This is a genomic window from Nocardia brevicatena NBRC 12119, from assembly GCF_000308495.1.
GTDB classification, from domain to species: Bacteria; Actinomycetota; Actinomycetes; order Mycobacteriales; family Mycobacteriaceae; genus Nocardia; species Nocardia brevicatena.
Genome location: NZ_BAFU01000244.1, coordinates 16,779 through 42,973, shown reverse-complemented (window position 1 = coordinate 42,973; position 26,195 = coordinate 16,779). Strand labels below are relative to the sequence as shown.

At 66.8% G+C, this 26,195-nt stretch carries 24 protein-coding genes and 1 pseudogene; 7 read left to right on the top strand and 18 right to left on the bottom strand.

What is annotated here, in order from left to right:
• Positions 1 to 18: 18 nt before the first annotated feature.
• Both ON20_RS30185 and ON20_RS30180 read right to left on the bottom strand, forming a co-directional pair.
• Positions 19 to 393, bottom strand: a complete 375-nt coding sequence (locus ON20_RS30185; protein ID WP_040841407.1) for an EthD domain-containing protein — start codon at positions 391 to 393, stop codon at positions 19 to 21.
• Entirely contained in the window at positions 393 to 1,307 is a 915-nt protein-coding gene (locus ON20_RS30180; RefSeq protein ID WP_051163643.1) for an alpha/beta hydrolase, read from the bottom strand. Before ON20_RS30180 ends, ON20_RS30185 begins: the two co-directional genes overlap by 1 nt.
• 231 nt (positions 1,308 to 1,538) lie before the next feature.
• On the opposite strand from ON20_RS30180, the gene ON20_RS30175 reads away from it, so the two are divergent.
• Together ON20_RS30175 and ON20_RS41325 are read left to right on the top strand one after the other, a co-directional pair.
• On the top strand, positions 1,539 to 3,080 hold the full coding sequence (locus tag ON20_RS30175) for an AMP-binding protein (protein ID WP_040841406.1): 1,542 nt from the start codon (positions 1,539 to 1,541) through the stop codon (positions 3,078 to 3,080).
• Positions 3,046 to 4,092 (top strand): DUF7064 domain-containing protein, encoded by a 1,047-nt coding sequence (locus ON20_RS41325; RefSeq protein ID WP_498043803.1) that lies wholly within the window; start codon positions 3,046 to 3,048, stop codon positions 4,090 to 4,092. Before ON20_RS30175 ends, ON20_RS41325 begins: the two co-directional genes overlap by 35 nt.
• Positions 4,093 to 4,156: 64 nt before the next feature.
• On the opposite strand, the gene ON20_RS37525 is transcribed toward ON20_RS41325, so the two are convergent.
• A complete protein-coding gene (locus ON20_RS37525) occupies positions 4,157 to 4,492 on the bottom strand; it encodes a cytochrome P450 (protein WP_040841403.1) in 336 nt (111 codons plus the stop codon).
• 149 nt (positions 4,493 to 4,641) lie between these two features.
• Positions 4,642 to 5,463 (bottom strand): mycofactocin-coupled SDR family oxidoreductase, encoded by an 822-nt coding sequence (locus tag ON20_RS30155; protein ID WP_040841402.1) that lies wholly within the window; start codon positions 5,461 to 5,463, stop codon positions 4,642 to 4,644.
• A gap of 411 nt (positions 5,464 to 5,874) precedes the next feature.
• Here ON20_RS30155 and ON20_RS30150 point away from each other — a divergent pair, with 411 nt between their 5' ends.
• Both ON20_RS30150 and ON20_RS40090 read left to right on the top strand, forming a co-directional pair.
• Positions 5,875 to 6,354 carry a hypothetical protein gene (locus tag ON20_RS30150; protein ID WP_040841401.1) on the top strand — a complete coding sequence of 160 codons (480 nt, stop codon included), beginning with the start codon at positions 5,875 to 5,877 and terminating at the stop codon, positions 6,352 to 6,354.
• A gap of 153 nt (positions 6,355 to 6,507) precedes the next feature.
• Entirely contained in the window at positions 6,508 to 6,642 is a 135-nt protein-coding gene (locus ON20_RS40090) for a hypothetical protein (protein WP_281032934.1), read from the top strand.
• Between the two features lie 118 nt (positions 6,643 to 6,760).
• Here ON20_RS40090 and ON20_RS30145 read toward each other — a convergent pair whose 3' ends face one another.
• The 6 genes from ON20_RS30145 to ON20_RS30120 form a co-directional block, all read right to left on the bottom strand.
• The gene (locus tag ON20_RS30145) at positions 6,761 to 7,276 is read right to left on the bottom strand and encodes a hypothetical protein (RefSeq protein WP_157229127.1); all 516 of its coding nucleotides are present in this window, start codon (positions 7,274 to 7,276) and stop codon (positions 6,761 to 6,763) included.
• Between the two features lie 344 nt (positions 7,277 to 7,620).
• Positions 7,621 to 8,259, bottom strand: coding sequence for a 3,4-dihydroxy-2-butanone-4-phosphate synthase (locus tag ON20_RS30140; RefSeq protein ID WP_083865487.1), 639 nt, complete (start codon positions 8,257 to 8,259; stop codon positions 7,621 to 7,623).
• A 13-nt stretch (positions 8,260 to 8,272) separates the two neighbouring features.
• Positions 8,273 to 9,043 (bottom strand): enoyl-CoA hydratase-related protein, encoded by a 771-nt coding sequence (locus ON20_RS30135; protein WP_040841399.1) that lies wholly within the window; start codon positions 9,041 to 9,043, stop codon positions 8,273 to 8,275.
• Positions 9,040 to 9,978: an alpha/beta hydrolase gene (locus ON20_RS30130; RefSeq protein WP_040841398.1), complete on the bottom strand. Its 939-nt coding sequence runs from the start codon at positions 9,976 to 9,978 to the stop codon at positions 9,040 to 9,042. Before ON20_RS30130 ends, ON20_RS30135 begins: the two co-directional genes overlap by 4 nt.
• 41 nt (positions 9,979 to 10,019) lie before the next feature.
• Complete coding sequence (locus ON20_RS30125; RefSeq protein WP_040841397.1) at positions 10,020 to 10,508, bottom strand: flavin reductase family protein; 489 nt, start codon at positions 10,506 to 10,508, stop codon at positions 10,020 to 10,022.
• Positions 10,509 to 10,671: 163 nt separating this feature from the next.
• Positions 10,672 to 11,568, bottom strand: a complete 897-nt coding sequence (locus ON20_RS30120; protein ID WP_040841396.1) for an alpha/beta hydrolase — start codon at positions 11,566 to 11,568, stop codon at positions 10,672 to 10,674.
• A 298-nt stretch (positions 11,569 to 11,866) separates the two neighbouring features.
• Between ON20_RS30120 and ON20_RS30115 the strand changes: the two genes are divergently transcribed.
• A complete protein-coding gene (locus ON20_RS30115; protein ID WP_040841395.1) occupies positions 11,867 to 13,999 on the top strand; it encodes an acetate--CoA ligase family protein in 2,133 nt (710 codons plus the stop codon).
• A 296-nt stretch (positions 14,000 to 14,295) separates the two neighbouring features.
• On the opposite strand, the gene ON20_RS30110 is transcribed toward ON20_RS30115, so the two are convergent.
• Both ON20_RS30110 and ON20_RS30105 read right to left on the bottom strand, forming a co-directional pair.
• Positions 14,296 to 16,158, bottom strand: a complete 1,863-nt coding sequence (locus tag ON20_RS30110) for an acyl-CoA dehydrogenase (RefSeq protein WP_040841394.1) — start codon at positions 16,156 to 16,158, stop codon at positions 14,296 to 14,298.
• 254 nt (positions 16,159 to 16,412) lie between these two features.
• Entirely contained in the window at positions 16,413 to 17,615 is a 1,203-nt protein-coding gene (locus tag ON20_RS30105) for an acyl-CoA dehydrogenase family protein (protein WP_040841393.1), read from the bottom strand.
• Between the two features lie 646 nt (positions 17,616 to 18,261).
• On the opposite strand from ON20_RS30105, the pseudogene ON20_RS30100 reads away from it, so the two are divergent.
• Both ON20_RS30100 and ON20_RS30095 read left to right on the top strand, forming a co-directional pair.
• A pseudogene (locus tag ON20_RS30100) lies at positions 18,262 to 19,011 on the top strand (LLM class F420-dependent oxidoreductase); the annotation flags it as partial.
• A gap of 88 nt (positions 19,012 to 19,099) precedes the next feature.
• Positions 19,100 to 21,034, top strand: coding sequence for a flavin-containing monooxygenase (locus ON20_RS30095; RefSeq protein ID WP_040841391.1), 1,935 nt, complete (start codon positions 19,100 to 19,102; stop codon positions 21,032 to 21,034).
• Positions 21,035 to 21,158: 124 nt separating this feature from the next.
• Here ON20_RS30095 and ON20_RS33705 read toward each other — a convergent pair whose 3' ends face one another.
• From ON20_RS33705 to ON20_RS30070, 6 genes are all read right to left on the bottom strand, one after another.
• Entirely contained in the window at positions 21,159 to 21,761 is a 603-nt protein-coding gene (locus ON20_RS33705; RefSeq protein WP_368853944.1) for an AMP-binding enzyme, read from the bottom strand.
• Positions 21,762 to 21,917: 156 nt separating this feature from the next.
• Positions 21,918 to 22,637: an AMP-binding protein gene (locus ON20_RS33700; RefSeq protein WP_051163640.1), complete on the bottom strand. Its 720-nt coding sequence runs from the start codon at positions 22,635 to 22,637 to the stop codon at positions 21,918 to 21,920.
• A 92-nt stretch (positions 22,638 to 22,729) separates the two neighbouring features.
• Complete coding sequence (locus ON20_RS30085; protein WP_040841390.1) at positions 22,730 to 23,140, bottom strand: hypothetical protein; 411 nt, start codon at positions 23,138 to 23,140, stop codon at positions 22,730 to 22,732.
• Position 23,141: 1 nt separating this feature from the next.
• Positions 23,142 to 24,215, bottom strand: coding sequence for a phosphotransferase family protein (locus tag ON20_RS30080; protein WP_086009105.1), 1,074 nt, complete (start codon positions 24,213 to 24,215; stop codon positions 23,142 to 23,144).
• A gap of 34 nt (positions 24,216 to 24,249) precedes the next feature.
• Entirely contained in the window at positions 24,250 to 25,056 is an 807-nt protein-coding gene (locus tag ON20_RS30075) for an SDR family NAD(P)-dependent oxidoreductase (RefSeq protein WP_040841388.1), read from the bottom strand.
• Entirely contained in the window at positions 25,053 to 26,195 is a 1,143-nt protein-coding gene (locus tag ON20_RS30070) for an acyl-CoA dehydrogenase family protein (protein WP_040841387.1), read from the bottom strand. The genes ON20_RS30075 and ON20_RS30070 overlap by 4 nt, the downstream gene beginning before the upstream one ends.

Below are 26,195 nucleotides of genomic sequence, written 5' to 3'. Positions count from 1 at the left end.
CGCGGCTGTCGGAGGTTGTTACGGCGCGAAGTCGTCCGGGCCCCCGGTCACCAGCCATCGAATGCCCCCCTCGGCCAGGAACCGGCCCTCGTCGGCCGTCAGCGCGTCCCGGACCGATTGCTCCAACATGGTCTCGACCAGCTGCTCGGCATCGGCACGCGTGGCGAGCGTGATGTGGGTGATCGCGCTGACGTTCTCCTCGACGCGATCGCCGCGGCCCTCGGCCAGCCGGCGGGCGAGCGCGTCGTCCATCCGATGATGCCGCGCATAGCCGACCGGGCGGGCTCGCACCAGGCGCGCCACCAGCGGGATGTGCCGCTCTTCGTAGTAATGTCGGAACTCCTCGTCGGTGAGGTCGTCACGCTTGGTCAGCAGCATGGTCAGGGTGATCATCAGAACTCCTCGGCCAGGAAGGCCGCAATCTCCTCGACCGCGGCGCGCCCCGCCGGCAGGAACGACCCGAATAGCGGCCAGGCATGTGGCATACCGTCGTAGATGTATAGCCGGGTGCGCACGCCGGCGTCGGTGAGCCGGTCGGATACGCGAACCGAGTCGTCGAGCAGCACTTCGGCACCGCCCGCCTGTACCAGCACCGGCGGGAGACCGTGCAGGTCCGCGTTGAGCACCGTGGCCTCCGGGTGCGCCCGGTCGATCCCACGCAGATAGAGCGCCACGATGGTCCGCAGGCCCTGCTTGCTGACGGCCCGGTCGAGGTCGGCATTGGTCACCATGCTCGTCCCGGTACCTGCCAGGTCGAGCAATGGCGAAACGAGTACCGCGCGAGTGGGTAGCCGCCCACCCGCGTCACGGCGGCGGACCAGCGAGGTCAGGGTGAGCGCGCCACCGGCGGAATCGCCGCCGACGGCGACATCCGTGACCGGACCGCACCCACCGTCGAGAACCGCGGCCAGAGCCGCCCCGGCATCGTCGACCGCGGCGGGGAAGGCGTGCTCGGGCGCTCGGCGGTAGTCCGGAAGCACCACCGCACGGCCGGTCGCCGCCGACAGGGACGCCGCCAGGCTGCGATGGCCACGGGCACTGCCGAGCACGTAGCCCCCGCTGTGGAACCAGACCAGCACCCGGGTCGCGGAGGCTCCGGGTGCGGTGACCCGCAGCCCGGGGACGCCCCCCACCGCGATCTCGTCGACCACCACGGCGGGGTCGATCGGGAACCGGGCCAGCATGCTCTCGAATCGCTCGCGGGTGGCTTCGATGCTTTGCTCATGACGTGCTCCGAACACGCCCTCGTAGAGTGCATCAGCACGGGCTACCGGAGCGTCAGGACCGAGTTCGGCGGTGTGCGACATGCCGGGAGACTAACACCGAACTTCCCCATAAAACCAGAATTTGAAATAACACTTGCGTCAACTACGCAGTGTAAAGTCCGCTGTTGACGAACTAAGACATCGAAATTACAGTTCACACCACCGGTGGTTGTTCGTGATGTCAACACACTGCGGCCAGCAACGCACGGACCCAGGTCCCACCGTTGCCCGCGCCGACACCGCCGAGCATGCCTCAGTCACCAGGAGGACACCGTGTACCCCGGCCCCCGAGCCCAGAATTACCCCGACCGCGTCGCACTGGTCATGGCGGACACCGACGAGTCGCTCACCTACCGCCAGTTCGAGGAGAAGGCCAACCAGATGGCCCACTTCATCCGCGACGCAGGCGTGCGCCAAGGCGAGCGGATCGCGGTGATGTTCGAGAACTCGCTGGGCTCCATGGTGGTACAGGGCGCCGGCGAGCGGACCGGCGTCTACTACACGCTGATCAACTATCACCTGACCACCGAGGAGGCGGCGTACGTCGTCAACGACTCGGACTCGAAGGTCGTGGTGGTCTCCGCCCATGTGGCCGAAGTGGCCTGGCGCCTGCCCGCACTGTGCCCGAAGGTGGAGCGGTGGCTCATGTGGGACAAGCCCGACGAGATCTCGGAGTTCAAGGACTACGAGACCGTGGTCGGCGTATACCCGACCACTCCGGTCGAGAATGAGAAACTGGGCATGGCGCTGCTGTACTCGTCGGGCACCACCGGTAAGCCGAAAGGCGTACTGCGACCACAACTCGACATCGACCCGAGCGACCCGCTGCCCATCTTCCGATTGGCGCCGAAGGTCTACCACACCCGCCCGGACATGGTGTTCCTCCAGCCGGCGCCGCTCTACCACTCCGGCCCACAGTCCTCGACCGCGGAGTCGCTGCGTTGCGGCGGAACCTGCGTCATAATGTGCCGCTTCGACGCGGAGAACTTCCTGCGCCTGGTGGAGAAACACAAGGTCACCCATTCGCTGGTGGTGCCCACCATGATGTCGCGGATCCTGCAGCTGTCCGAGGAGGTGCGCGCGAAGTACGATGTCTCGTCGATCGAGGCGATCGCCCACGGCGCCGCACCGTGTCCGCCCTCGGTCAAACGCGGCATGATCGAGTGGCTCGGCCCCATCATCCACGAGTACTACGGCTCCACCGAGGCCAACGGCAGCGTCATCTGCGACTCGGAGGAATGGCTGGCGCACCCGGGTACCGTCGGCAAGCCGCTGGCCGGTGAACTGCTGATCCTGGACGCGGACGGCAACGAGGTACCCACCGGTGAGACCGGGCAGGTCTGGATCCGGGGCGCGACGAACTTCGTCTACCTCAACGACCCGGCCAAGACCGCCGAGGCGCAGAGCGCCGACGGTTCGATGAGCACCACCGGAGACATCGGTTACGTGGATGCCGACGGCTACCTGTACCTGACCGACCGGGTCGGCTTCACCGTCGTCTCCGGTGGCGTGAACATCTACCCGCGCGAGATCGAGGACGTTCTGGTCGAGCATCCCGGAGTCGCCGACGCCGCAGTGGTCGGGATCCCCGACGACGATCTCGGTGAGGTGGTCAAGGCCGTGGTCGAGCTGCGGGCCGGTGTCGACGCCGACGGTATGGAGGCCGACATCCTGGAGTTCTGTAAGTCACGGCTGGCCAAGTACAAGTGGCCGCGTTCCATCGACGTTGCGGCGGCACTGCCGCGCAATACCAACGACAAGCTCATGAAGCGGGAGATCCGTGACATGTGCCTGCGGGCAGTCGCCCGTCCCTGACCCACGGAGGAAAGACGAACATGCCCCGCAGTTACGGCGACTTCTCCCGCCCGGCCTACCGCGACCCACGGTGGATGGAGACACACTGGTTCTCGGCCACGACCGAGAGCAACATCCGGCTGCACTTCTGGACCGGCTTCCGATTGAACACCGGCGTCGCGACCACCAAAGTCTACGCATTCTCCCGGATGTGCGACTCCGTGCTCGACATGGAGATGTGCGATATGCAGTACAACAGTCCGATCGGCAACGCCCGGCTGGCCGATTTCACCCTGGACAGCGGGATACGGGTCAAGGGCCGCGCGCCGCACAGCTACGACCTGCAGTACCGCTCACACTGTCGGCGAATGCGCGCCGACCTGCACTTCGAATCGCTCATGCCCCGGTGGACCTCGAATTCACCAAGGTGGCCAACGGCCCCGAAGGCTTCGTCGCATTCCACCGCACCCCCGGCCAGGGCGCGCCGGCCAACCGGACCGGAACCGAACCCTACGGGCACATCGATCAGACCACGCGCGTGACCGGAAGCGTCGTCATCGACGGCACCGAGCATCCCGTGGACTGTGTCAGCAACCGTGACCACTCGTGGAGCCCTCGGGCCGAGGTCGGTCACACGATCGGCACCTTCGATCTGATCCACTTCGGCGAAGAGTTGACCCTGCTCACCCACACCGGCGAACGAGCCGACGGCGCCCCAGAGGTGTCCCACGGCTACGTGCTCCGCGAGGGTCGCGCATTGCGTCTGAGCAAGGCCGACGTGAGATACGTCCGTGAGGGATTACGGATCACCGGCCTGCGCTACGACGCGGTCGACGAAGAAGGCACGTCCTACGCGATCACGGGAAGCGCTCGCGCCTCGGCCGAGATCGACGGCGGACAGAACATCTTCCTGGTGATGGGGCTCTTCGACTGCGAGTGGGAGGGCCGCACCGGCTACGGCGAGGTGCAGTGGCACGACTACATCTCCCGCCTCCAAGGCGTACTAGCTGCACAGCGAGCCACCGTCTCCTGACCCACCGCGGGCGCCCGCAGTTCCTCCAAGGCCGGCGTCGGAATACGCCGAGGCAGAGTGTCGATCAGACCTGCAACTCGATCCGGGCGAGCTGCGCCCCGAGGCACGAGTGGATGCCGGACCCGAAGGCCGGGTGGCCGCGCGAGTCGTTGTGGATATCGAAGGTGTCCGGAGCGGCGAAGACCTGGCCCTCCCGGTTCGCGGCGTCCATCGCCACCGTGATCAGCTTGCCCGCATCCAGCCGCTGTCCGTCGAGGTCGGTCGGCTCTGGGGTGGTGCGGGGTTCTGTCGGCACCCTGCGCACGTCGTCGAATCCGGTCACCGGCCAGGCCGGGGAGCCCTTGAATGTGACCGATATGAGGGTTCCGTCGTTCGGAACGTTCCGATAGTCCTCGGCCACCGAGAACGGGCAGCGACGGACGAAGGGGAAGCAGGGGCGTCGGCGTATGCGTCGGTGTCCCGGACCGGTGTAGCGGTCATCTGTCTCTGTTCTCTCTACTCGTGGTGCGCCCCAGCGGAGCGACACCGGTGGTCAGGAGGGCGAAAGGGTCAGAAGTACTGCGCGCCGCCGTCGACGCTGATGTGCTCGGCGGTGATGAAGCCGGCATCGTCGGAGGCCAGAAACAGTACGGTGCTGGAGATCTCGTCGGCCTCCGCCGAGAATCGGGGCAGGAACGGGGTGCCCATGTTCATCAGAGTCGGGTGGGTGCTCGCGGCGCGCTCCAGGGCAGAGATCATGTCACCGGACCCCATCGGGGTATTGACATTGCCCGGATGCACGCTGTTGACCCGGATGTTGTGCTTGCCGAGTTCGGCGGCGAAGGCCCGGGTCATTCCGGTGACGGCGTGCTTGCTGGCGGTGTAGCCGACCATGAACGGCTGGACCTTCTTTCCCGCGTAGGAACTGATCAGGATTACCGAACCGCCACCGCGGGAAACCAGGTGCGGCGCACCGGCGATCACAGTGTTCCAAACTCCCGTGACATTGGTGTCCATGTGCGCGGCGAATACCTCCGGCGGGGTTTCGTCCCAAGTGCTGGGGATGCAGACACCGGCGTTGGCCACGATGATGTCCAGTCCACCGAACTCGGCGACGCCGGTGCCCACTACCTCCTTCAGCCGCGCCGCGTCGCGCACGTCACCCTGCTCAGCGATGATCCGGCCGCCCGTCTTCTCCACCAGCTTCACGGTCTCCTCGAGGTCGTCCGGCGTGGGCGAGTCGTACGGGACGCTGGGGATCGGACCGGCCAGGTCGACACCGATGATCGCGGCACCCTCACCGGCCAGGCGTACCGCGTGCGCACGCCCCTGCCCACGCGCCACTCCGGTGATGAAGGCAACCTTCCCCTGCAAGCGACCTGCTGTTGACATGACAACTCCTCTGACGGATCGATCGACTGCTCGGACACGCCCCGCGGGAACCGAGGTGGATGTCCGTCGAACCACCCGCCTGTTACTGTCCTCACGCCTCAGAGGTTAGAATGCAAATTTCCATATGTCCACCTCATATGGATAATTTCTACTTCGATCAGTATATTCCCCATTCACATTTGATGGCGGTAGGGGGTTGGGCACGCCTCGATCGGCGGGCTGATCCAAGTCAGCGATGGGGACAACGGGCAGAGGAATCCGGTCGGCGCATGGCACGGGCAGCCATATGCGGCCACCTCGGCAGCCGGCCCGCACGCTGAACGCGGCCAGAAGGCGATCGCCACCCACCTGGCGACGGTGCAGGAGTGAACACGTAAGGAGGACGCGGTAGAAACCGTCCGCAGCCGGCAGATGTGGCTGACCAACCCGCTGCCGGCCACCCCCGTGATCACCACCAGCCACGGGTACCGACTGCTGATCAGCCCGTATCTGCTGCACAAGATCACCCCACTGGGACTGCACTTCACCGGCCTGACCCACTTCGGCACCGACTTCCCGCGCGCGCCGGGAGATTCCTTCGAAAAGCTCGTCGGACGTCACCTCGCACTGCTCACCGGGTGCGGGGCCGCCGTTCACTCGGCGATCACCTACGGCCCCGAGAACAAAGAGACCATCGGCTACTTCGCCGTATTCCCCGAACCGGTGTTGCTCGTCGAAGAGAAAAACATGCGTTCGACCGTCGCGGCGCAGCTCGGCAACGAGGACGGCCTGGCCGCTCTCACCGACCGCGTCCAGTATGCTCGCAACCAGATCGACCACACCGCCGGTCTCATCGCCGACCGGATCCCCGAACTGGCCGCCCTCCCCACGATCGGCCGATCCGCGGCTTGATCGTCACCCTGGAGCCGATCCCGCTGGTCGATATCTACCTGTTCGCCGATTTACCCAGGCCCAACACTGTCGAGACCTCGACCGTGTGCGCCCACGATTCGGGATCGATCGTGCCCATACTCGCCCCGGACAACAAACGCCGGGCAACGACTGTTGGACCCACTCATCTTCCGCGACCCCGCGCCACCGGCCCTGGCCCGCGCGGTGGAAGGGATGGACCACAAGAACAACCCGATCACCACCGACCTGCGGGAGCGGTGGAAGGCAGTACTGTCTCGACCGTCCTGATCCCTCCACGCCCCGATGGCGAGTCCGCGCACGGCCCCGGAGAACGCCCGGCCCGCGGCGTTCATCGTTTACGGCATTCCACAGCAGGACCGGCTCTTCCGCCCACCCCACACAGGACCTATCGACCGGGGTAAACCTTGACAAGGTTGCCCAGCGCACGCACCTTCTCGCTCATCGTGGTGACCAGCGCCCGTAGGCGAGGAGTGCGCTTGTGAGCAACTTGCGCTCCTTCCGGCGGGTCCACGGCAGTGGCAGTCGAGGATAGCTGCACCGACTCCGAGCCGGCGGGATCGGCATTGTCGGTGACCGGCTCCGGGCCCTGGTGTACCGCCTGCTCCTGTGCGTCGTTTCGCGGATCCGGATCTGCGGCGATGGCACCGTCGCGCTCGGCTCCCTGATCGGGACGCCCTTCGGCGTGCGTGGTCTCGAGGGGGATGGGCATAACACTGTCGAGTACGTCGGCGGCGCTGCCGGGCTGCCGTTCGAGCGCTGCGTCCACCTTCTCCAAAACACCAGGACCGGGACGATACGCGGAGTCCTCGCCCTCGACCCGTCGGAGCTCCTCGACGGTCTCGGCGGTCGTGAGCGGACCGGTGTCGTTTCCCGGTCCTGCTGCTTTGGCCCACTTCGTCAAACTCGTCGCCGGCGGGCGGCCGCCGTTGCGTTCGGCGACCTGCCGACAGGGCAAAGCCGAGACCGAGCATCTCGTCGAGCCTGCGATGCTTGCCGTCGTAGGAGCGAATCCATGGCTGCGGGATGAGCATGCTCCACCCCGCGCCACGACTTGTGGGGCAGCCCCAGCATTTCGGTGGTGCAAAAGCCCGCATCGTCCGGGGTGAGCGGATGCGGTTGACAGGGCACACCTGCACGCAGGTGGCATCGATACAGCATGGTGGGGTCACAACGAAAGACAAGGGATTTCCCTCGACCGAGTACCACCGAGCCGTATGCGCCGGTCGGAGGATCGGGATCCGGGAGTCAATACGTGGAGATCACCACATCGGATACCGAAACGAAGGTCATCGCATGATCGCGCGCGAAATCGATGCTTTCCTGCTCGCCCGCCATCCTGGCCGGAGCCGTCGGGGAGACCAGTTCGCACAGGGCCGCCATCGGGCGCAGGCCGGCGACTCGCAGAAGCCGCACGACCGACTCGGCCACTCCGGTCCCGTTACGCCGAGCGATGATCGGGGCGATATGCCCCGGCCTGGACAACGCGGGGGGAACGGTGGCCGGGTCGGCGATGGTCCGGATCGTCTGCGCGCGGTCGGCCGCGGAGATTCCGGTGCCTGTCCCTTCCACGGCGTCCACGGTCACGGCCGGCACGGAACTCGCGCCGAAGTCGCCGAACTGCCACATCGGCGGCAGCAGCAGCCGGACGCAGTCCTCCTCCGGGACCGCGACCTTCACGAAGCCCGAGGTGTGGCGGATCATGAACGACACCGAGCCTGTGGTCACGAACTCGGCAGCCGCTACGAGACTGGCCTCCCCGCATGCGGGGTCGAACAGGACGATCGACCGGCCCGCGGCGAGGTCGACCAAGGCCTGCTCGACACGGGCCCGGCCGGTCTGCCGTACATCCATTGGGGAAAGGTGCTTGATCTCGGCTACCGACATTGCCACTCCCAGTTCATACTCCGGTCTTCGGCCTGGCTCGTTTCGCCGTGAATGCCGCGATGGCGGCGCGGAAACCGTCCGTGGTGGTGAGCCGAATCTGACCGGCGCGCTCACGGGTGAAGGCGGCGCCGAGTTCGGTCAGACTCGCGTCGTTGACCGCGCGTTTGGTTTCGTCAAGCGCCTCGGAGGAGATTTTCGTCAATCGCGCGGTGAGCTTCGCGAGTTCGGATTCGAAGACATCGGGTTCGTGTACCGCGGCCACCAGGCCCATCCGAGCCGCATCGGTCGCGCTCAGACGCTCGCCGAGCAGTGACATCCGCATCGCGACCGCGCGCCCGACAGAGGCGGCGACCAGCGTCGTGGCGCCGCCGTCCGGCATCAGTCCGACCGAGGTGAACGGCATGGAGAAGAAGGCGTCGGAACGGGCGACGGTGAAATCCGCCGCCAGCGCGAGCGACACGCCCACGCCGACGGCCGGTCCGCGAACCGCGGTGACGACCGGACGCGGGACACCGACGATCGCCGAGATGCACCGGTTCGCGGCGTCGGAGGTGCTCACGGTGTTTTCGACCGAGAGCGGGTCCTCGACCTCGAGATCTCCCCCGGCGCAGAAGGCCCGGCCGGTCCCCGACAACACGATCGCGCGCACAGCGGGGTCCTCGCCCGCGCTCTCTATCGCGTCGGCGAGTCGGTGGAGCGTGTCCTTGTCGACCGCGTTCATACGCTCGGGACGGTCGATCAGGATGTACCGCACCGCGGCATCGTCGTCGACGCTCACACTCATGGCAGAACCTTTCGGAAGAAATCGGCGATCTCGGCGACGCCTTCGCGTGCCTGCGGGAGGAAGTCGGTGAACAGGGTCCACGCGTGGCAGGTGTCCGGGTGGACGGACAGAGCGCTCGATCCACCCGCGACCTGCACCGCATCGTGGATGCGTACCGCGTCGTCGAGCAGGATCTCGCTGTCGCTGACGAGCAGCAGGATCGGCGGAAGCCCGGCCAGGTCGCCGAAGACCGGGGACGCGAGGGGATCGAGACGGTCGTGGCCCTGAAGATAGGTGGAGGCCAGCAATCCGAGTGAACGTTCGGTAATCACGGGGTCGGTATCGCGATTGGTCACGACACTGGCTCCGGAAATGGTGAAATCCGCCAGAGGTGAGACCACTGCCGCGGCCCCGGGCAAGGGGGCACCGCTGTCACGTGACGCGATCAGGGTGGCGACCGTCAATCCGCCGCCGGCGGAGTCGCCACCGATAACGGTGCGCTCGGCACCGAACTCCGCGATTACGGCGCCGAGCACCCGGGTCGCGTCCTCCAGCGCCGCCGGGAAGAGGAACTCCGGGGCGAGCCGATAGTCGGGCACGATGACGAGCGAGCCCATGGCACGCGACAGCGCCGCGGCGGCGTGCCGATACCCGTGGGCGCTGCCCATGACATATCCCCCGCCGTGCAGCCACACCAGCACGGTGTCGTCGATGTCCGTCCCGGCCGCGACCCGGAGCGCGGGCACACCGGCAATCGAGGTCTCCTGCACCGAAACATCCGCGTCCAGTGCAGGTTCGAGCATCATCGTGTCGAGATTGCCGCGCAGTTGCACCAGTGACAGCCTGCCGTCCCCGAAGACCGAGGCGAAGGCCTGACATGCCCGCGCCAAGGCTTCGTCCCGGCAGGCCTGCCCGTTCCGACCCACTGCCGTCCCCGAATGATTCATCTGTGCCATTCCCTGCGTCTTTCCGTCGGATTCGGAGCGTCGACCCGCGCCTACAGTGCGGCGTGGGTGCCGAACACCCGGTCGTGATAGGTCAGCGGCGGCACGATCTCGCTTTCGACAGCGAGGGCACGTCCGAACACGATCGTGTGATCGGCGACCGTCGCGGTGTCCATCACCTCGGCGGCCACCCAGTGCGGAACGCCCGCGATACGGGGCACGCCGTGGTCGGTCCGCCAGGCGACGTCGAGGAATTTGTCCTTGCCCTTGCGCGCGAACTGCGCCGCGAGTGCGGACTGCGCGCTACCCAGAACATTGATGCCGAAGATCCTCGCTTGGAGGATCAGGCTCAACAACTCCGAGCCCTGGTCCAGCGATACCAGCAGGGAGGGCGGTGACATCGACAGGGAGGCGAAGGCGCTCACGGTCGTGCCGTGCGGGCGCGCGCCGTCCATGGCGGTCACGACCGCGACCGGCGTGCACACCGCGGCCATCGCGTTGCGGAATCGTGCGGTGATGTCGAGCAACTGCTGGTCGGACATCTCGGGTGTCCTTTCGTACGTGAGGGTCTAACCGCGGGTGTCGCGCCGCGATAGGCGCGACGCCCGCGGGTGGATCGGTTCGCGGCGGCCGCGAATGTGTCGCCGGCAGGGTGGCTGTCGTGCGATATCGGGTTCGCCGGTACTATTCGGCGGCTGCCGGCGCTCAGATCCCGAAGTTCTTACGGATGAACGATCCGGCCTCGTCGGCTGCCTGGATACCCTCCGGCAGGATCGCCGAGAACAACGGCCACACGTGGACCATGTCGTCGTAGACCGAGACGCTCGCTGCCCCGCCCGCGGCGGTGATCGCGGCCGCCGCGCGGCGGGAGTCGTCGAGGAGCACCTCGCCGGAACCGACCATGAACAGCGCGGGCGGCAATGCACGCAGGTCACCGAACAGTGGCGACACGAGCGGATCCTTAGGATCGTGCCCCTGCAGATAGGCCCCGCTGATGTTGAGGATCGACCCGCGCGAGACGGCGATGTCCTTACCGTCGAACTCGTCTACGCTGGCACCGCTTGCGGTGAGGTCGAGCAGCGGGGAGATGAAAACCGCAGATGCGGGCAGAAGTTCGCCCTTGTCGCGCAGCACGGTGAGCGTGGCGAGAGCCAGGCCGCCGCCGGCGGAATCGCCACCGACCACGATATTGCCCGTGCCGTACTCCGATACCAGCGCCGTGAGCACCGCGGCACCGTCGTCGATGGCGGCGGGGAAGGCGTTCTCCGGCGCGAGCCGGTAGTCGACCAGCACGACGGTCACGCCCGCGGCCCGCGACAGGGTGTGACCGAGGTCCTGGAAGCCGCGGGCGCTGCCCATCGAGTAGCCGCCGCCGTGGAACCACACGAGCACCTTGTCTCGCGCGGCGCCTTTCGCCGTAACGGACAGAATGGGAACGCCGCCTGCCGCGGCTGCTACGGGCACGACGTCCTCGGGAAGGGCGAACTGCAGCAACAGTCGGTCATACGCCTCGCGCAGATCCTCGATCGTCGCCGTCGCCGGATCGGGAAAGCCGTCCAGATACATCTTCTCGGCGCGGGCGAGTGCCTCGGTCCTGGCCATGGGTCCTCCGGATGTGACATCGAATCCCGGCGCCATCTTTCGCCGGGCTGTGAGCCAGCTTACATAGTTACCACTAACTTTTGTACTGATTTTCCTGCATTTTTTGGATCTTTCCACAAAAAGGACCATAACGACTGTTCACGGTGGTAGATTTCGGCACAATCGAACCGCTGCTGTGCGCCACCGCCGAAGCGCACGGCGAGCGTGGGCACCGCGGTGACCACGCCGTTTCCGTCCGCACAGGACATTCCCGAAGTACTTCATCCGACGTCTGGACACCCGACCGAAAGACCACACCATGACCCTTATCTCGGACGGCGGTGCGCCCCGCACCGAGGAAACCGGCGTTCGCCCGGCGGCATCCCTCGACCGGGTGCTGAACCCGTCGACGATCGCGATCGTCGGACTCAGCGACAGGTCCCCGGTCGCACCCTTCATCCGGCCGACGCTCAACAGCGGCGCGAAGGTGCACTTCGTACACCCGACGGCACCTACCGTTCTCGGCGTCCCGGCCTACCGCTCGATCTCCGATGTTCCCGAACCGATCGATGTCGTGCTGTCGGTGATGTCCGCCGAGCGCACGGTGACGCTGGCCGAGGAGTGCGCCTCACTCGACTGCGGCGGACTGGTCGTCTATGCCGCCGGCTTCTCCGAGGTCGGCGGGGACGGCGCCGCCCTACAGCACCGGCTGGAAGCCGCCGCCGAACGCGGGGGGATGGCCGTGGTCGGCCCCAACAGCCTGGGCTACATCAGCGTCCCACGGAGTCTGAACCTGACCGCCTCGGCGGACTACCGGCCGCCCGCCGGTGGCGTGTCCATCGTCTCCCATAGCGGTGCGATGATCGGCGGCGTCGCCATCGCCGCCCGACTGCGGACCGGTACGGGCATTTCGCGACTGATCTCGGCGGGCAACGAGGCGACCACCGATATCGCCGACTACCTCGATTTCCTGGCCGCCGACCCGGAGACCACCGCCATCGGCCTGATCGTCGAGGGAATCCGCAGGCCTGAGACGTTCTTCCGCGCGGCGCGGCGCTGCCTGGACGCGGGAAAGCCGATCGTCGCGCTCAAACTCGCCCGAAACAGCCGCACCCAGCAGATGGCGGCGTCCCACACCGGAGCGCTGGCCGGAAGCTCCTGGGCCTACGACGTCGCGTTCCGGCACGCGGGGATCCAACTCGCCTACGACCTCGAAGAACTCGTGGATCGGCTCTCGACCGTCGACCAGCTCGACCCGGCGAAGTGGAATACCGTCGAGCGCTTGGGCGTCGTCGCCGGAACCGGAGGCTTCGCCTCGCTGGCCTACGACCTGGCCGAAGCGGAAGGACTCACCCTGCCGCCGCTCGACGACCTCGCCGACTGGGTCGCGTCGACGATTCCGAGCATCACCGTCCCCAACCCCTTGGACACCACCGGATTCGGCGCAACGTTCTGGACCGACATCGTCGACCGCTATGTCGGATCCCCCGAACTCGACGCGGTCGTGTTCGTCAACATGTGGGGCGAGGGCGACGACTCCCCTGTCTACCGCCGTCTCATCGACGATGTCGCGGTCGCCGCCCGTCGCTACGGGAAGCCGGTCGCGATCGCGGCAGGCGCGGGGCCGGTCGGCGCATACGCGCAGAAGGTGATCGGCACCGACGGTAGCGTCGCGATCGGCTACGGGTTGCGCGGAACCCTGCGCGGCCTCCACACGATGGGAGTGTTCGTCCGCGACCGAGCGACGCCACGGCCTCGAGCCGAGCGCGTGCCAGCCCTGCCCCTGCCGCCGGGCCCCCTCCCCCACACCGCCGACGGCCGCCGGTTCCTCCCGTTCGCGCAGGCCATGGACCTGCTGACACAGTTCGACATCCCGACCGCACCGTATTGCGCCGTCGAGGCCGGAGCGCGGGTCGCACCGTCCTTCGACGGCCCGTACGCGGTGAAGCTCGCGGATGTGCCGCACCGGACGGAACTCGGCGCGGTCACCCTGAACGTCGGGCGGGCCGATCTCGACCGCGCGGTGGCCGATATGCGTGCGATCGCGCAGCGCCACAGCCTGTCCGAGACCGTCGCCGTGCAGCCGATGGCCGCCGCGCGCGGCGAACTGCTCATCGGCGTCGAGGGCGGCAGCGAACTCGGCCCGATGGTGGTCCTGGGCATCGGCGGCATCCTGGCCGAGGTCCTCGAGCGAGTCGGCGGCCGCCCGGCGCCGTTGACCAGGACCGACGCCGAGGCACTCATCGAGGAGTTCCGCGAGCTGCACGTCATGCACGGCTACCGGGGATCCGCGCCCTGGCATCTGTCCGAGCTGGCCGATCTCCTGGTCGGATTCGGACGCCTCGCCGCGGCCTGTCACGACTGGCTCGAGTCCCTGGACGTCAACCCACTCCTCGTCACCGACAACGGTCTACTCGCGGTCGACGCACTGTTCATCGTGCGCGACCAGTGACCACCGGCTGGTGATCCGACGCGGCGCGCGGCCTGGGTGGGCAGCACGGTGCCGGTACGACCCATCGGCCCCGACCTTCCTCGTCCACGGCCACGACGCCGTATCCGCCCGAGGTCGAACGCGTGATCACAGACCAGTTCCGTCCGCTCGTGCACGAGTACTGTGGCGGCTCCGAATCCGGTGCCGCCGTGACATCTACGAGTGCTGAGGCAACTCCCACGCGAATCAGGCGGGCAGACAATGGGAGGACGCACCCGATTGGATATCGGATGCGCCCTTCCTCGTCCGTCAGCGCGTCAGAAGGCCGCTTCCCCCAGGCTCATGACCGAAACATCCACCGCATCGGCGATCCGGCACTCGGCGACCGTGACGGGCAAGACATTGCGGGCGAAGAATCGGGCCGCGGCCACCTTGCCCTCATAGAAGGACTTCTCGTCCGCCGAAAGCTCCGAAGCCAGGGCACGCAAGGCGATCACGGCGCTGCGCAGCAGCAGCCAGGCGACGAGAACGTCGCCCAGCGCGTAGAGCAGCCGGGTCGCGTTGAGCCCGACCTTGTAGACGTTCTTCTCGTCGCCACCGTCGACCGCCGGGTTCGCGCCGACGAGGTCGGCGGTCATCTTCTCGACGGTCGCCGAGACACCGCCCACTGCCTCGAGCAGGAGATCGCGTTCGAATGCCAGCTCGCTGACCGCGGCCGGACCGTCGGCGAACGACGACATCTCCCGGACCAGGTGTCCGAATGCCATGCCCTTGTTCCTGACGATTTTGCGGAAGAACAGGTCCTGGGCCTGGATAGCGGTCGTGCCCTCGTAGACGGTGTCGATCTTGGCGTCGCGCACGTACTGCTCGAGCGGATAGTCCTGGAGATAGCCCGATCCTCCGAAGGTCTGCAGACATTCCGTACCGAGCACCGTCCACGCACGCTCGGAACCGTACCCTTTGACCACCGGTAGGAGCAGATCGTTGACGGCCTCGGCGAGCGCCGTGTCGGCGCCGGCGGCGCTTCCGATGGCGACATCGTCCTGCCAGGAGGCCGCGTACAGGACGAGGGACCGAAGCCCTTCCGCGTAGGACTTCTGGGTGAGCAGCGACCTGCGGATATCAGGATGGGCAGTGATGGTGACCCGGGGCGCCGACTTATCGGAGGAACGGGTCAGGTCGGCGCCCTGCACACGCATCTTGGCGTAGTCGAGCGCATTGAGGTACCCGCTGGACAGCGTGGCGATCGCCTTGGAGCCGACCATCATCCGGGCGTCTTCGATCACCTCGAACATCTGGCTGATGCCGTCGTGCACCTCGCCGAGCAGCCAGCCCCGGGCCGGCTCGTTCTCGCCCAGCGTCATCTCGCAGGTCGCCGACACCTTCACACCCATCTTCTTCTCGACGTTGGTGACGTAGACGCCGTTACGCTCACTGGTGAGCTCGCCGGTCTCGAGATCGAAGTGGAACTTCGGGACGAGGAAGAGGCTGAGCCCCTTGGTTCCCGGCCCTCCGGTGCCTTCGACCCCCACGGGCCTGGCCAGCACGAGGTGGATGATGTTCTCCGACAGATCGTGCTCACCCGCGGTGATGAAGCGCTTGACACCGATGATGTTCCAGGTGCCGTCTTCGTTGGGGATCGCCTTCGTGCGGCCGGCGCCCACGTCGGAGCCGGCGTCGGGTTCGGTGAGCATCATCGTCGCGCCCCACTGCTTCTCGGCGGCGATCCGCGCGATCCTCTTGTCCCGTTCGGTGCCGTGGCGATACACGACCCTGGTCGCCGTCGGGAAACCGACGTAGGTCCACAGGGTTGGGTTGGCGCCGAGCACGAATTCGGCCAATGCCCAGTTCAGCGAGCTCGGCGCGGTCGTCCCGCCCAGTTCGGGTAGTACCCGCAGGCGCCACCATTCGGCATCGAGCCAGGTCTTGTACACGGCTGCGTAGGCCGGAGTGACGGTGACCGTGTGGGTCGCGGCATCGAAAACGGGGGGATTGCGGTCCGCTTCTTCGAAGGACTCGGCGAGGTCCTCGCGGGCGAGGCGGTCGACCTCACGCAGCGCGACCTTCGCGGTGTCCAGGTCGACCTCGTCGAACGGTCCGATGCCGAGCACCCGGTCGCGTTCGAGCAGCTCGAACAGATTGAACTCCACATCGCGGAGATTGCTCTTGTAATGGCCCATCGTGGGTGCCTCTCACGCTTGTCGACCCGCCCACGGCAGGCCGGGAACTATATCGCGCACTTCGTGGCTCGACGGCGGGCACGGACCACAGGGGCATGCGGCGCGTTTGTGCGGCATGCCCCCGCGCGGCATCCGGCGACCGGGTCCGAACTCGGCACGCGGGTCCGGTACCGGCACCGCGCAGCACCGTTCACAACCGGCGATCTATCCGAAGAACGGTATGTGCGGTACGCACCGAGGATTCGGTGACATATTCACGCCTCGGCCTGCGCGTAGATCGGAAGCAGGACCCCCGCGGCGTCCACGAGCATCTTCGGGTCGACGAGAAGGTGCTGCGTCGCCACGTTCATATCCCGCACGAAGCGGCCCAGCGTGCTGGTCCGACCGATGCTCCGGCTCCCGCCCCAGCGGTGCGCGAATGTCACGATGTCGGCGGTGACCTCGTGTACCCACGACAGCATCTGCGACGCTCGGGCGATCTGCTCGGGCGTCACCGGCTGCCCGGCGTTCACCGCGGCTTCGGCCGACCGCACGACGTCGTAGCAGTAGAGGCGGGAGGCCTGTAGGTCGGCTTCCTTACGAGCGAATTCGATTCGGAAGATCTCGGCTTCGCCGACCGGAACGGCGTAGGTGGGACGAACCTTGCCGTCGGTGATCCTCGCTACCAGTTCCAGTGCGCGAGCGGCGATTCCGAGCACGATCGGCGCGTGGCAGATTCCGCCGCTGAACTCGTTGCCCAGCTTGTACAGGGTCTCGGAGCGAGTCGGCGTGCCGCCGAAGGTCTGTGTGGTGTACTCCGCGGGCACGAACTTCTTCGAGACCGCGTAGTCGTGGCTGCCGGTGCCGGCCAGCCCCCATACGTCCCAGTTGTTCTTGAACTCGACCTGGTCCTTGGGCAGCAGGGCAATGCGTGCCTGCGGTTGACCGTTGGCGCCAGGGATCGGGTTGCCCTGTTCGTCGGCGACGTAGAAACCCGCACCGATCCAGGTCGCGTGATCCGAACCGCTGGCGAAGGAGTAGCCGCCGTCGATGATGTAGCCACCCTCGACCTGGATGCCGGGATGCCGCGGCAGGAGCTGACCCGCGACGATGAAGGGTTCGTCCTTGCTCAGCAACTCGTCCATGACCTCGGGCGCGAGGTGGCCGATCACGCCCGCGGTGCCCCAGGTGCTGGCCATCACAGCCCATCCGGTCGAGCCGTCGGCCTTGGCGAGCTCTTCGTACACCCGCATACCCTCACTGGGGAGGAGCCCGCCGCCGCCGAGTTCCTCGGGCTCGAGCATCCGATGCAGATCCAGTTCGACCAGCGCGTCGGCGACCGGCTTGGTGATCGTGCGCTCACGTTCGATGGCGGCGGCCTCTTGCCTGATCAGCGGCGCGATGGAACGCGCGCGCTGCACATAGTCGGTCACTCTGTCGCTGCCGACAACTATCTCGCGGATCAGCGTCTCGGTCATGTTCTGCCTTTCGTGCGGATGTCCATCCGGAGGCGCGCTCATCGGTCGAGTGGCTCCCACGCATCCGGCCTTCCCAGCCCCCTGCAGCACTCTCCGGACCGGCTCGGGCCGCCCCAGGGGCGCTGTTGTGATCAAGATAACATAGTTACCATTAATGTCAAGGGCAAATTACGCAGGCCAGAGTTACTATTTCAGTCACATCAGTCCAAAATGGTTATTCACACGCGTTCACCACGCCGTCGCCACACACCCTTCGGACACACGACTCGATCACCGCTGACGGGCAATCCGCCGACCCCCACCCCGGAAAGCGCCGCCGGCGCTCCCCTCTCAGAGCCGGCACACCGAGAGGTCGCGCGCCGGACGCGAGGACCACGAGCCCTCCGCGAGGGCGACGAGATCGAGTCGCGCGCGGCAAGGGGTATCGCACCACCCACCCTATCCGGCCAATAGACCATATTAGGTAATAACTTAAATTCATAAACTATGACGTAACAGGCCATTGACCGAGATATATAGCCGTAGTTAACATTAACTAAACATCATGAGCGGTCGCGGCACGACCAGCGGAACCGGCTATCACGGTCGGTCGCGAACATTCATCGATCGCAGCGTGGGCTGCGACTTGCGGAAAGCAGGAGAGCACATGCGTATCGGCACCGTGCTGGACTTCGGTCCACCGTTCGAGGAGATCGCCGCGCAGATCGTCGACTACGAGGCCGCGGGCCTCGACTCGGTGACAATGGGCGAGGCCTACACCTTCGACGCGGTCAGCCGGCTCGGCTACCTCGCGGCACGCACCTCGAGAATCGAACTCGCCACCGGCATCCTGCCGATCGACTCCCGCACCCCGACCACACTGGCCATAACCGCCGCCGGCCTCGACTACGTGTCGAAAGGGCGATTCCGCCTCGGCCTCGGCGCCTCCGGACCGCAAGTGGTCGAGGGCTTTCACGGCGTTCCGTTCGGGCATACGCTGGGCAAGACCAGAGAGACCATCGAGATCTGCCGCACCGTGTGGCGGCGCGAAGCACTGCGCCACGAGGGCAGGCACTTCCATATCCCGCTTCCCCCGGGCCGCGGCACCGGCCTCGGCAAGCCGCTCGAGCTGATCAATCACCCCGTCCGCAATCGCATTCCGGTCTCGATCGCAGCCCTCGGCGAGAAGATGGTCGAGCTCACCGCCGAGATCGCCGAGGGTTGGGAGCCCCTCTTCTTCCACCCGGAGAAGTGGGAATCGGTGTGGGGTGGCGCGCTCGCACGCGGAAAGGCGAAGCGTGCCGCGGAGCTGGGCGAGCTCAACATCATCGTGCGGGTTCCCTTCGCCGTCACCGAGGATCCGACACCATGGCTCGAGCAGGCCAGGCCCCAACTCGCCCTCTACATCGGCCCCATGGCGCCAACCCATCCCGAGCGCGTCTCGGCGATCGAACTCCTGCGCTCACTGACCGACTGACCACCTACTCCGCCCCGAAAGACACGATATGAGCCCAACCATTCCACCAGATCCCGATCTCGACCGCGCCACGGTGCACGCGGCGGTCACCGCGGCCAACATCCCGTGCCTGCTGCCGGTGATCTACCAGCTGACCGGCGAGGAGAAGTGGCTGTCCGCGCCCTACCTCCCTGCCGCGCCCAAAGGATTCGAGGAACTGGACTCGGGCGGACTCGATCCGGCGATCCAGACCGAGATCCACGAGGCGGCCACCGACGCAGTCCTCGACTGGAGCAGAGGCAAGCCGATCGCGCATCCCACGCCGGCGGCCGGCGAACTCGCGCGTCTGATGAGCACCGTCATGGGCGAGCCGATCCCCGAGACCTACTCCCCCATGATCGCCGAACAACTCGGTTTCACCCCCTTCGAACCCGCGGACACCGGCGCGCTCATCGAGCACGACCGGCCCGATTTCGGTGTCGTCATCGTCGGTGCGGGCGTCTCCGGCCTGGCCTGCGCCATCCACCTGGACAAGGCGGGCATCCCCTACACCGTGCTCGAGCGCAACGACCGCATCGGCGGCACCTGGTGGGAGAACAGGTATCCCGGCGCGCGCGTCGATATTCCCAGCGATCTGTACTCATTCTCGTTCCGGCCCAAGAACTGGACCGAGTACTTCTCCCGGCGCGACGAGATCTTCGCCTACCTCGAAGACGTCGCCCACGAATACGGCGTGACCGAGAAGATCCGGCTGCGTCACTCCGTGGACAGCGCCGTCTGGGACGACCAGGCACAGCAGTGGGTGATCTCGGTGACCGGTCCGGACGGGGAACGACAGAAACTACGCGCCACCGCGCTGGTGACCGCCGCGGGGCTGCACAGCACCCCCAATATCCCGGACTTCCCCGGTACCGCCGACTTCGGCGGGCAGATTGTGCACTCGGCGCGTTGGCCCGAGGACATCGACCTCACCGGCAAGCGGGTGGCGGTCGTGGGCAGTGGCGCCAGCGCCATGCAGTTGGTCGTGGCGATCGCCGACGAGGTCGAGAGTATGGTCGTCCTGCAACGGCAACCACAGTGGATCGCGCCCAACGAGCACTACTTCCAGCCGTCGCCGCCCGCCAAGCACTGGCTGTTCGACCATGTTCCCTTCTACCGTGGTTGGTACCGGTTCCGGCTGTACTGGCTTTACACCGAACGCACGTTCGCCGCGCTGCCGGTCGATCCGCGGCGTGCCGAGAAGGGCAAGCTCGTGAGCTCGCTCAACGACGCGTATCGGGCCTACTTCACCCAGTACCTCGAGCAGCAGCTCGCCGGACACGAGGAACTGCGCGAGCAGACGCTGCCCGACTACCCGCCGTTCGGCAAGCGGTTGCTCATCGACAACGGCTGGTTCGCCACGCTGGTGAAACCGCATGTCGAACTCCTGACCGGCAGTGTCGAGCGACTGACGCCGGGCGGCGTCGTCACCGCGGGCGGCGAGGAGCGCAAGATAGATGTGCTCATCCTGTGCACGGGCTTCCAGCAGCAGCGCTTCCTGTTCCCGATGGATATCCGTGGCCGTGGCGGCGTCGCGCTGCGTGAGCAGTGGGACAACGACAACGGGCGCGCGCACCTGGGCATCACCACGCCGGGTTATCCGAATCTGTTCTTCCTCTACGGCCCGAACACCAATCCGCCGGGCGGTAGCTACATCACCATCGGCGAGGCGCAGGTCCGTTATGTCATCGAGGCGATCAGCCGCTTGGTGACCGACGACCTGGCGACACTCGAATGCCGCCGGGAGGCATACGACCGGTACAACGAAGAGCTCGACGAAGCGAACTCCCGCATGGTGTACGCCATGGACGGAGTGAACAGCTACTACCGCAATTCCAGCGGACGAGTGGTGACCAACTGCCCGTGGCCGGTCATCGACTACTGGACGCGGACCCACCGGCCCGACTCGGCCGACTTCGTGGCGACGCCGCGGAAGACGGACTGACATTCGCGGCGAGTCACCGGGATGGACGAACGGATTCGCCGGGCCCCGTACGGGGCCCGGCGAATCCGTCTTCCGGGGCTACCGCCGGTTATATCGGAGGAGTTCCGCCTACCGACCCGGCGATTCAGCTGACGGACACGGCTGCTGTACCGCATTCAATTGACATGGCGATCTCTGCCTTGCCAATAAGGTTCCCGCAGATCACGCTCGAGAACCTTGCCGACCGCGCTGCGCGGCAGTGGTCGAGGACCATCTGCTCGGTGACGGTCGCGCCCACGGCGGGCACGACCACCGCGATCGGGCTCTCGCCCCAGCGCTCGCTCGGCACGCCGATCACCGCCACGTCGGCTATACCGGGCATCTCGGACAGGATTTCCTCGATCTCGCGCGGGTAGATGTTCTCCCCGCCCGAGACGATCATGTCCTTCACCCGATCGGAGATGAACAGGAAGCCCTCGGAGTCGATGTGGCCCGCGTCGCCGGTATGCAGCCACCCGCCGTCGAGCGCGTCCCGCGTCGCGTCCTCGAGACCCCAATAGCCCTCCATCAGTTGCGGTCCGCGGACCACGATCTCGCCGATGGCCCCGCTGGGAAGCTGTTGGCCGTTCTTTCCGATCACGCGGATCGAGGAGCCGAGCACGGGGCGCCCCGCCGAGCCAGGATGTCCGGGCGCCCGGCCAGTGCCCGGCGATGGTCCTACGGGGCGAGAATGGCGGCCACCGCGCAGGTTTCGGTCATGCCATAGGCCTGCGCGAAGTCGCAGCCGAACACCTCCATCGCCTTTTTGACGAGTTCGACCGCCATCGGAGCCGATCCGTAGCCATCAGCTCCAATGCCGAGAAATCCAGCTGCGTGGCCAACGGGTCGTCGATCATGCCCTGGATCATCGCCGGGGCCAGGGTGAGAAGCCGGATTCGGCGATCCGACATCGTCCGCAGCATATCGGTCCGGTCGAAATCGCGCACGACGTGCACTGAACAGCCACCGAGGTATAGGCCAAGATCTGCAACGCGGCGCCCGCGTGGAACAGCGGCATAACGCACAGCGTGACTTTGCGCACCGATCCCAGAGCCGGCTGGATCTGCAGGGCGTTGGCGCACGCCGCCCGGTGGGTCACCATCACGCCCTTGGGTGTGCCGGTGGTGCCGCTGGTGTACATCTGGTGGTAGATCGCGTCGGCCGGGATATCCCGGTCGAGCGCCTCGTCGGAGGTCGCGACCATATCATCGTCGAATCGCAGGCGCGATTCGCTGTCGTCGCGGATGACCGACGCCGTGATGCCGGGGACAGCCGAGGTCAGCGCGTCCGCGTAGTCCTCGTGGACCACGGCCAGGCGGCAACCGGCGTCCTCGGCGATGTATTTCCACTCCTGGGGCGCCAGTCGGTAGTTGAGCGGCACCGGAACGACGCCGGCTCGCGAGGCGCCGAAGTACAGCGCGATCATCTCCAACGAGTTGCGGTCGAGCAGGCAGAAGCGTTCGCCGGGCCGCAACTCGCCTGCCGACCAGTTGCCGATCCGGTGGCTCCACCGACGCATCTCGCGCCAGGTGAGTCCGCGGCTGCCGTCGGTTACATAGATCTCTCCGGGAAGCGGTCGGCCCAATGGTCCAGCAGTTCGTGGACGCGCATCTCCACCATCCTCCGATAGTCGAAAGCCGGGCCACCTGTAGGGCGGCCCGGCCGTTGGTGAACGAATCAGTTCGGTAGTCCCGCGCGCAGGTCCACCGAAATCTGTTCCGCGACATCTCGTTCCGAGAAGTCGAGCACGGATTCGACGAGCTCGACGTGAGGTACGCCGTCGCGATAGGCCTCGCGCAGTACTTCCGACACCGCGCGCCGGCGAGTCCGCAGGGTGTCGACATCGGTCGCGGGCGCATCGGCGGGTGCGAGCCCGAGCCGAGCCGCCAGGCCCTCGGTGCGTTCGCAGACCTGCGCGAGCCGATCGCGGTCCCAGGCAATCCGCCCGGTGAGGTTGTCGAGCTGTTCGAGCACCGCGGCGAGTTCCTGCCGGGCGGTGCCCTCCGGGAGCGCCGGAGCGACGCGGCGGCCGAGCGTGTCCTTGATCGTGTTCAGCAGGCCGGTGAGATCGGTCGAGTAGACGGTCATGTCAGTGTCCCCATTCTCCGTCGCGGAGCATCTTCGTCAGCCAGCCGACGCTGTAGTAGACGCTGTGCGCCATATTCGAGTACCGCAGGTCGTCGCGGTCCCCGCGCTTGTAGACATCCACGGCCTGCAAACAACCCACGGCCGTCTTGACCAGGGATTGGACCGACCACCAGGTGAGCGTTTCCGGGCTCGGCCGCCGGCCACCCGCCCGCTCGTACTCGTCGAGGAACGGCTCGAGCTCGATCAGCTTGCACAGCAGCGGCGACCGGCCGCGCGAGGTCCGCTGCGCGAACCAGGCGATATCGGCCACCGGGTCGGAGAAGTGCGCGGTCTCCCAATCCAGCACTCCGGAAATGGAACCGTCCTGGATCACCAGATTCCCGATCCGGAAATCGTTGTGCACCAAGCCGACCCGCCCGGAGACGGCATCGGCGCGGTGGTCGAGCCACGCGCAGGCCAGGTCGAGGACGGGGATCGGGATGTCGGCGACCTCGCGGTAGGCCCGCAACCACTTGTCGTTCTCGATTCTGCCGGTATCGGCGCCGTCGGGCACCGGTCCGAGCATGTCCAGCCCCAGGCCGATCGGATCGGCACTGTGCAGCCGGGCCATCTCCCTGGCGACCTGCCGTCCGATATCTGCGCGCACGGCGGCGTCGGGGATCAGCCGTGAGACGGTGTGCGGCATCGGGATGATGCCGGGCACCTTCTCCATCACGAAGAATCCTCGCGCGCCGGCACGCTCGCCACGATGCGCGAGCACGGCGGGTACCCGCATGCCCGCCCGGTCGGCGGCCTGCAGCAGCGCTACCTCACGGCTCACGTCGTAGTCGCCGGTGATGCCGCTGACCGGCCGGCGTTTGACCGCGTAGGTCGCGATGCGGAGCTCGGAATCCGCCTTCCACTCGACGGTGACCAGATAGGTCTCCCACGAGTTTCCTTCCCCGCGCCGGTCGATATCGGTCACCCGCAGCGTGCCGTCCGCCGACAGCACGGTGTCCAGCGATGCGGTCAGCTCGGCGAAGAAATCGTCGTGCTCGGTAGCGGTGGTGCCGGTGGTGTCGTCTGTCTCGACCACGGTCGTCACCCAAGCCTCACTCTCGTGTCGGTCGTCAGAAGATCGTCGGGTTCGGGCCGCCGCCGTCGACGACCAGCCGCTGTCCGGTCACGTAGCCGGAGTCCGGTGACACCAGGAACGCCACCGTGCCGGCGACGTCCTCGGGGCGGCACACCCGCCCGAACGGTGAATCGGCGTCGAGATCGCCGATATCGGCGCCACGCGCGGCGGAGACGAGTCGTTTACCCATCTCGGTGGCGACGAGACCGGGCGCGACGATATTGGCGTGGATGCCGTAGCGGCGCTCCTCCCGTGCGAGGGTGCGCACACACATCTCCATAGCAGCCTTGGCCATCGTGTAGGGCGCGGAATTCGGCGGGGCCGACAGCGTGGTGTTGGAGGAGATCATCACGATGTCGCCACGGCCCACACCCTTCGACGCGGCCTTGCGCATGTCCGGCAGCACCTGTTGGATCAACGCGATCGGGCCGAAGGTGTGTACCCGCATGAGTTGCAGGTAGTCGGCCTGCGGTGTCGAGGCGACGTCCTGGCCGCGACTGGCCGAACCGGCATTGCTGACGATCAGGTCCACCGGGCCCAGATCGGCGCGGATCGCGGTCACCATATCCGCGACGGCGGCCTCGTCGTCGATCGATGCGCCGTAGGTCGCCGCACGTCCGCCTGCCGCGACGATCTGCTCGACCACCTCGTCGGCGGCCGCCGCGTCGCGCCGGTAGTTCACGGCCACCGCAGCGCCGTCGCGGGCCAGGCGCAGCGCGATCGCGCGGCCGACGCCCCGCGAGCCGCCCGTGACGAGTGCGGTCCTGCCGGCGAGCGGTCCCGCCGGCGATGCGCTGTTCATCCGGCCACCACCGCGCGGCCGACGAGATCCTTCATCACTTCGTTCGCTCCTCCGTAGATCCGCTGGATGCGCGCGTCGCGCCACATCCGCGCGATGGGATATTCCTCCGTGTAGCCGTAGCCGCCGAAGAGCTGCAGCGACCGGTCCAGGACGTCCCATTGCAGTTCGGTCGCTTTGTATTTGGCGCCCGCGGCGTCCGCAGCGGACAGTTCGCCGCGGTTGAGCGCGGCCACGCAGCCGTCGACGTAGTGCTGCAGGATCCGCACCTCGGTGTGCATGTCGGCGATCGACATCCGCACCGATTGCAGGTCGGCCAGCGGTGCGCCGAACGCGATCCGCGAACGGACGTGGTCGAGGGCCAGGCTCAGTGCGTGCTCGGCCGAGGCCACCGCGGACACCGCGATGGAGAGCCGCTCGCGCGGCAGGTTCGCGATCGCCGAGCCGAAGCCGCGGCCGGGCTCGCCGAGGATGTTCGCGACCGGGACGCGGCAGTCGGTGAACACCAGTTCCGCGGTGTCCTGGGCCTTGCGGCCGATCTTGCGCATCGGGCGTCCGCGGTCGAATCCCGGGGTGCCGTACTCGACGGCGACGAGCGAGGCGCCCCGGCCGTCGCGTTCGCCGGTGCGGACCAGCACGATCGCCAGGTCGCAGGTGGCGCCGCTGGTGATGAACGTCTTGGTGCCGTTGATGACCAGATCCTCGCCGTCGCGGACCGCGGCGGTGCGGATCGAGGCGAGATCCGAGCCCGCCCCGGGTTCGGTCATGCCCAGCGAGGTGACGCACTCACCACGGGTGAACCTGGGCAACCAACGCTGCTTCTGTTCGTCGGTGGCGAGGTCGCGCAGATACGGCACGATAATGTCGTTCTGCATGCTGAAGGTGTCACCGGCCATGCCGGAGCGCACGACTTCCTCGGCTATGACGGCGTTGTAGCGGAAGTCCGAGATACCGAGGCCGCCGTACTCGGTGTCGAATTCGAAGCCGAGGAAACCGGATTCGGCCGCGGTGGTGATGAAGTCGCGGTCGACGGTGCCCGCCTGTTCCCACTTCTCGACGTTGGGCACGGCCTCGCGGTCGAGCAGTGCGCGGAACGCGGAACGGAAGGCCTCGTGTTCGGCGGTGTAGATGTCCCTGCGCAT

What these genes read in the sequence shown, in the direction of transcription:
- ON20_RS30135 (WP_040841399.1), bottom strand. Translation starts at nt 9,043, where the DNA reads ATGAGTGTGAGCGTCGACGACGATGCCGCGGTGCGGTACATCCTGATC.
- ON20_RS30185 (WP_040841407.1), bottom strand. Translation starts at nt 393, where the DNA reads ATGATCACCCTGACCATGCTGCTGACCAAGCGTGACGACCTCACCGAC.
- ON20_RS30105 (WP_040841393.1), bottom strand. Translation starts at nt 17,615, where the DNA reads ATGACCGAGACGCTGATCCGCGAGATAGTTGTCGGCAGCGACAGAGTG.
- ON20_RS30140 (WP_083865487.1), bottom strand. Translation starts at nt 8,259, where the DNA reads ATGTCGGTAGCCGAGATCAAGCACCTTTCCCCAATGGATGTACGGCAG.
- ON20_RS30130 (WP_040841398.1), bottom strand. Translation starts at nt 9,978, where the DNA reads ATGGCACAGATGAATCATTCGGGGACGGCAGTGGGTCGGAACGGGCAG.
- ON20_RS30150 (WP_040841401.1), top strand. Translation starts at nt 5,875, where the DNA reads ATGTGGCTGACCAACCCGCTGCCGGCCACCCCCGTGATCACCACCAGC.
- ON20_RS30070 (WP_040841387.1), bottom strand. Translation starts at nt 26,195, where the DNA reads ATGCGCAGGGACATCTACACCGCCGAACACGAGGCCTTCCGTTCCGCG.
- ON20_RS30180 (WP_051163643.1), bottom strand. Translation starts at nt 1,307, where the DNA reads ATGTCGCACACCGCCGAACTCGGTCCTGACGCTCCGGTAGCCCGTGCT.
- ON20_RS30115 (WP_040841395.1), top strand. Translation starts at nt 11,867, where the DNA reads ATGACCCTTATCTCGGACGGCGGTGCGCCCCGCACCGAGGAAACCGGC.
- ON20_RS30085 (WP_040841390.1), bottom strand. Translation starts at nt 23,140, where the DNA reads ATGACCGTCTACTCGACCGATCTCACCGGCCTGCTGAACACGATCAAG.
- ON20_RS30125 (WP_040841397.1), bottom strand. Translation starts at nt 10,508, where the DNA reads ATGTCCGACCAGCAGTTGCTCGACATCACCGCACGATTCCGCAACGCG.
- ON20_RS30155 (WP_040841402.1), bottom strand. Translation starts at nt 5,463, where the DNA reads ATGTCAACAGCAGGTCGCTTGCAGGGGAAGGTTGCCTTCATCACCGGA.
- ON20_RS30075 (WP_040841388.1), bottom strand. Translation starts at nt 25,056, where the DNA reads ATGAACAGCGCATCGCCGGCGGGACCGCTCGCCGGCAGGACCGCACTC.
- ON20_RS30120 (WP_040841396.1), bottom strand. Translation starts at nt 11,568, where the DNA reads ATGGCCAGGACCGAGGCACTCGCCCGCGCCGAGAAGATGTATCTGGAC.
- ON20_RS30110 (WP_040841394.1), bottom strand. Translation starts at nt 16,158, where the DNA reads ATGGGCCATTACAAGAGCAATCTCCGCGATGTGGAGTTCAATCTGTTC.
- ON20_RS30095 (WP_040841391.1), top strand. Translation starts at nt 19,100, where the DNA reads ATGAGCCCAACCATTCCACCAGATCCCGATCTCGACCGCGCCACGGTG.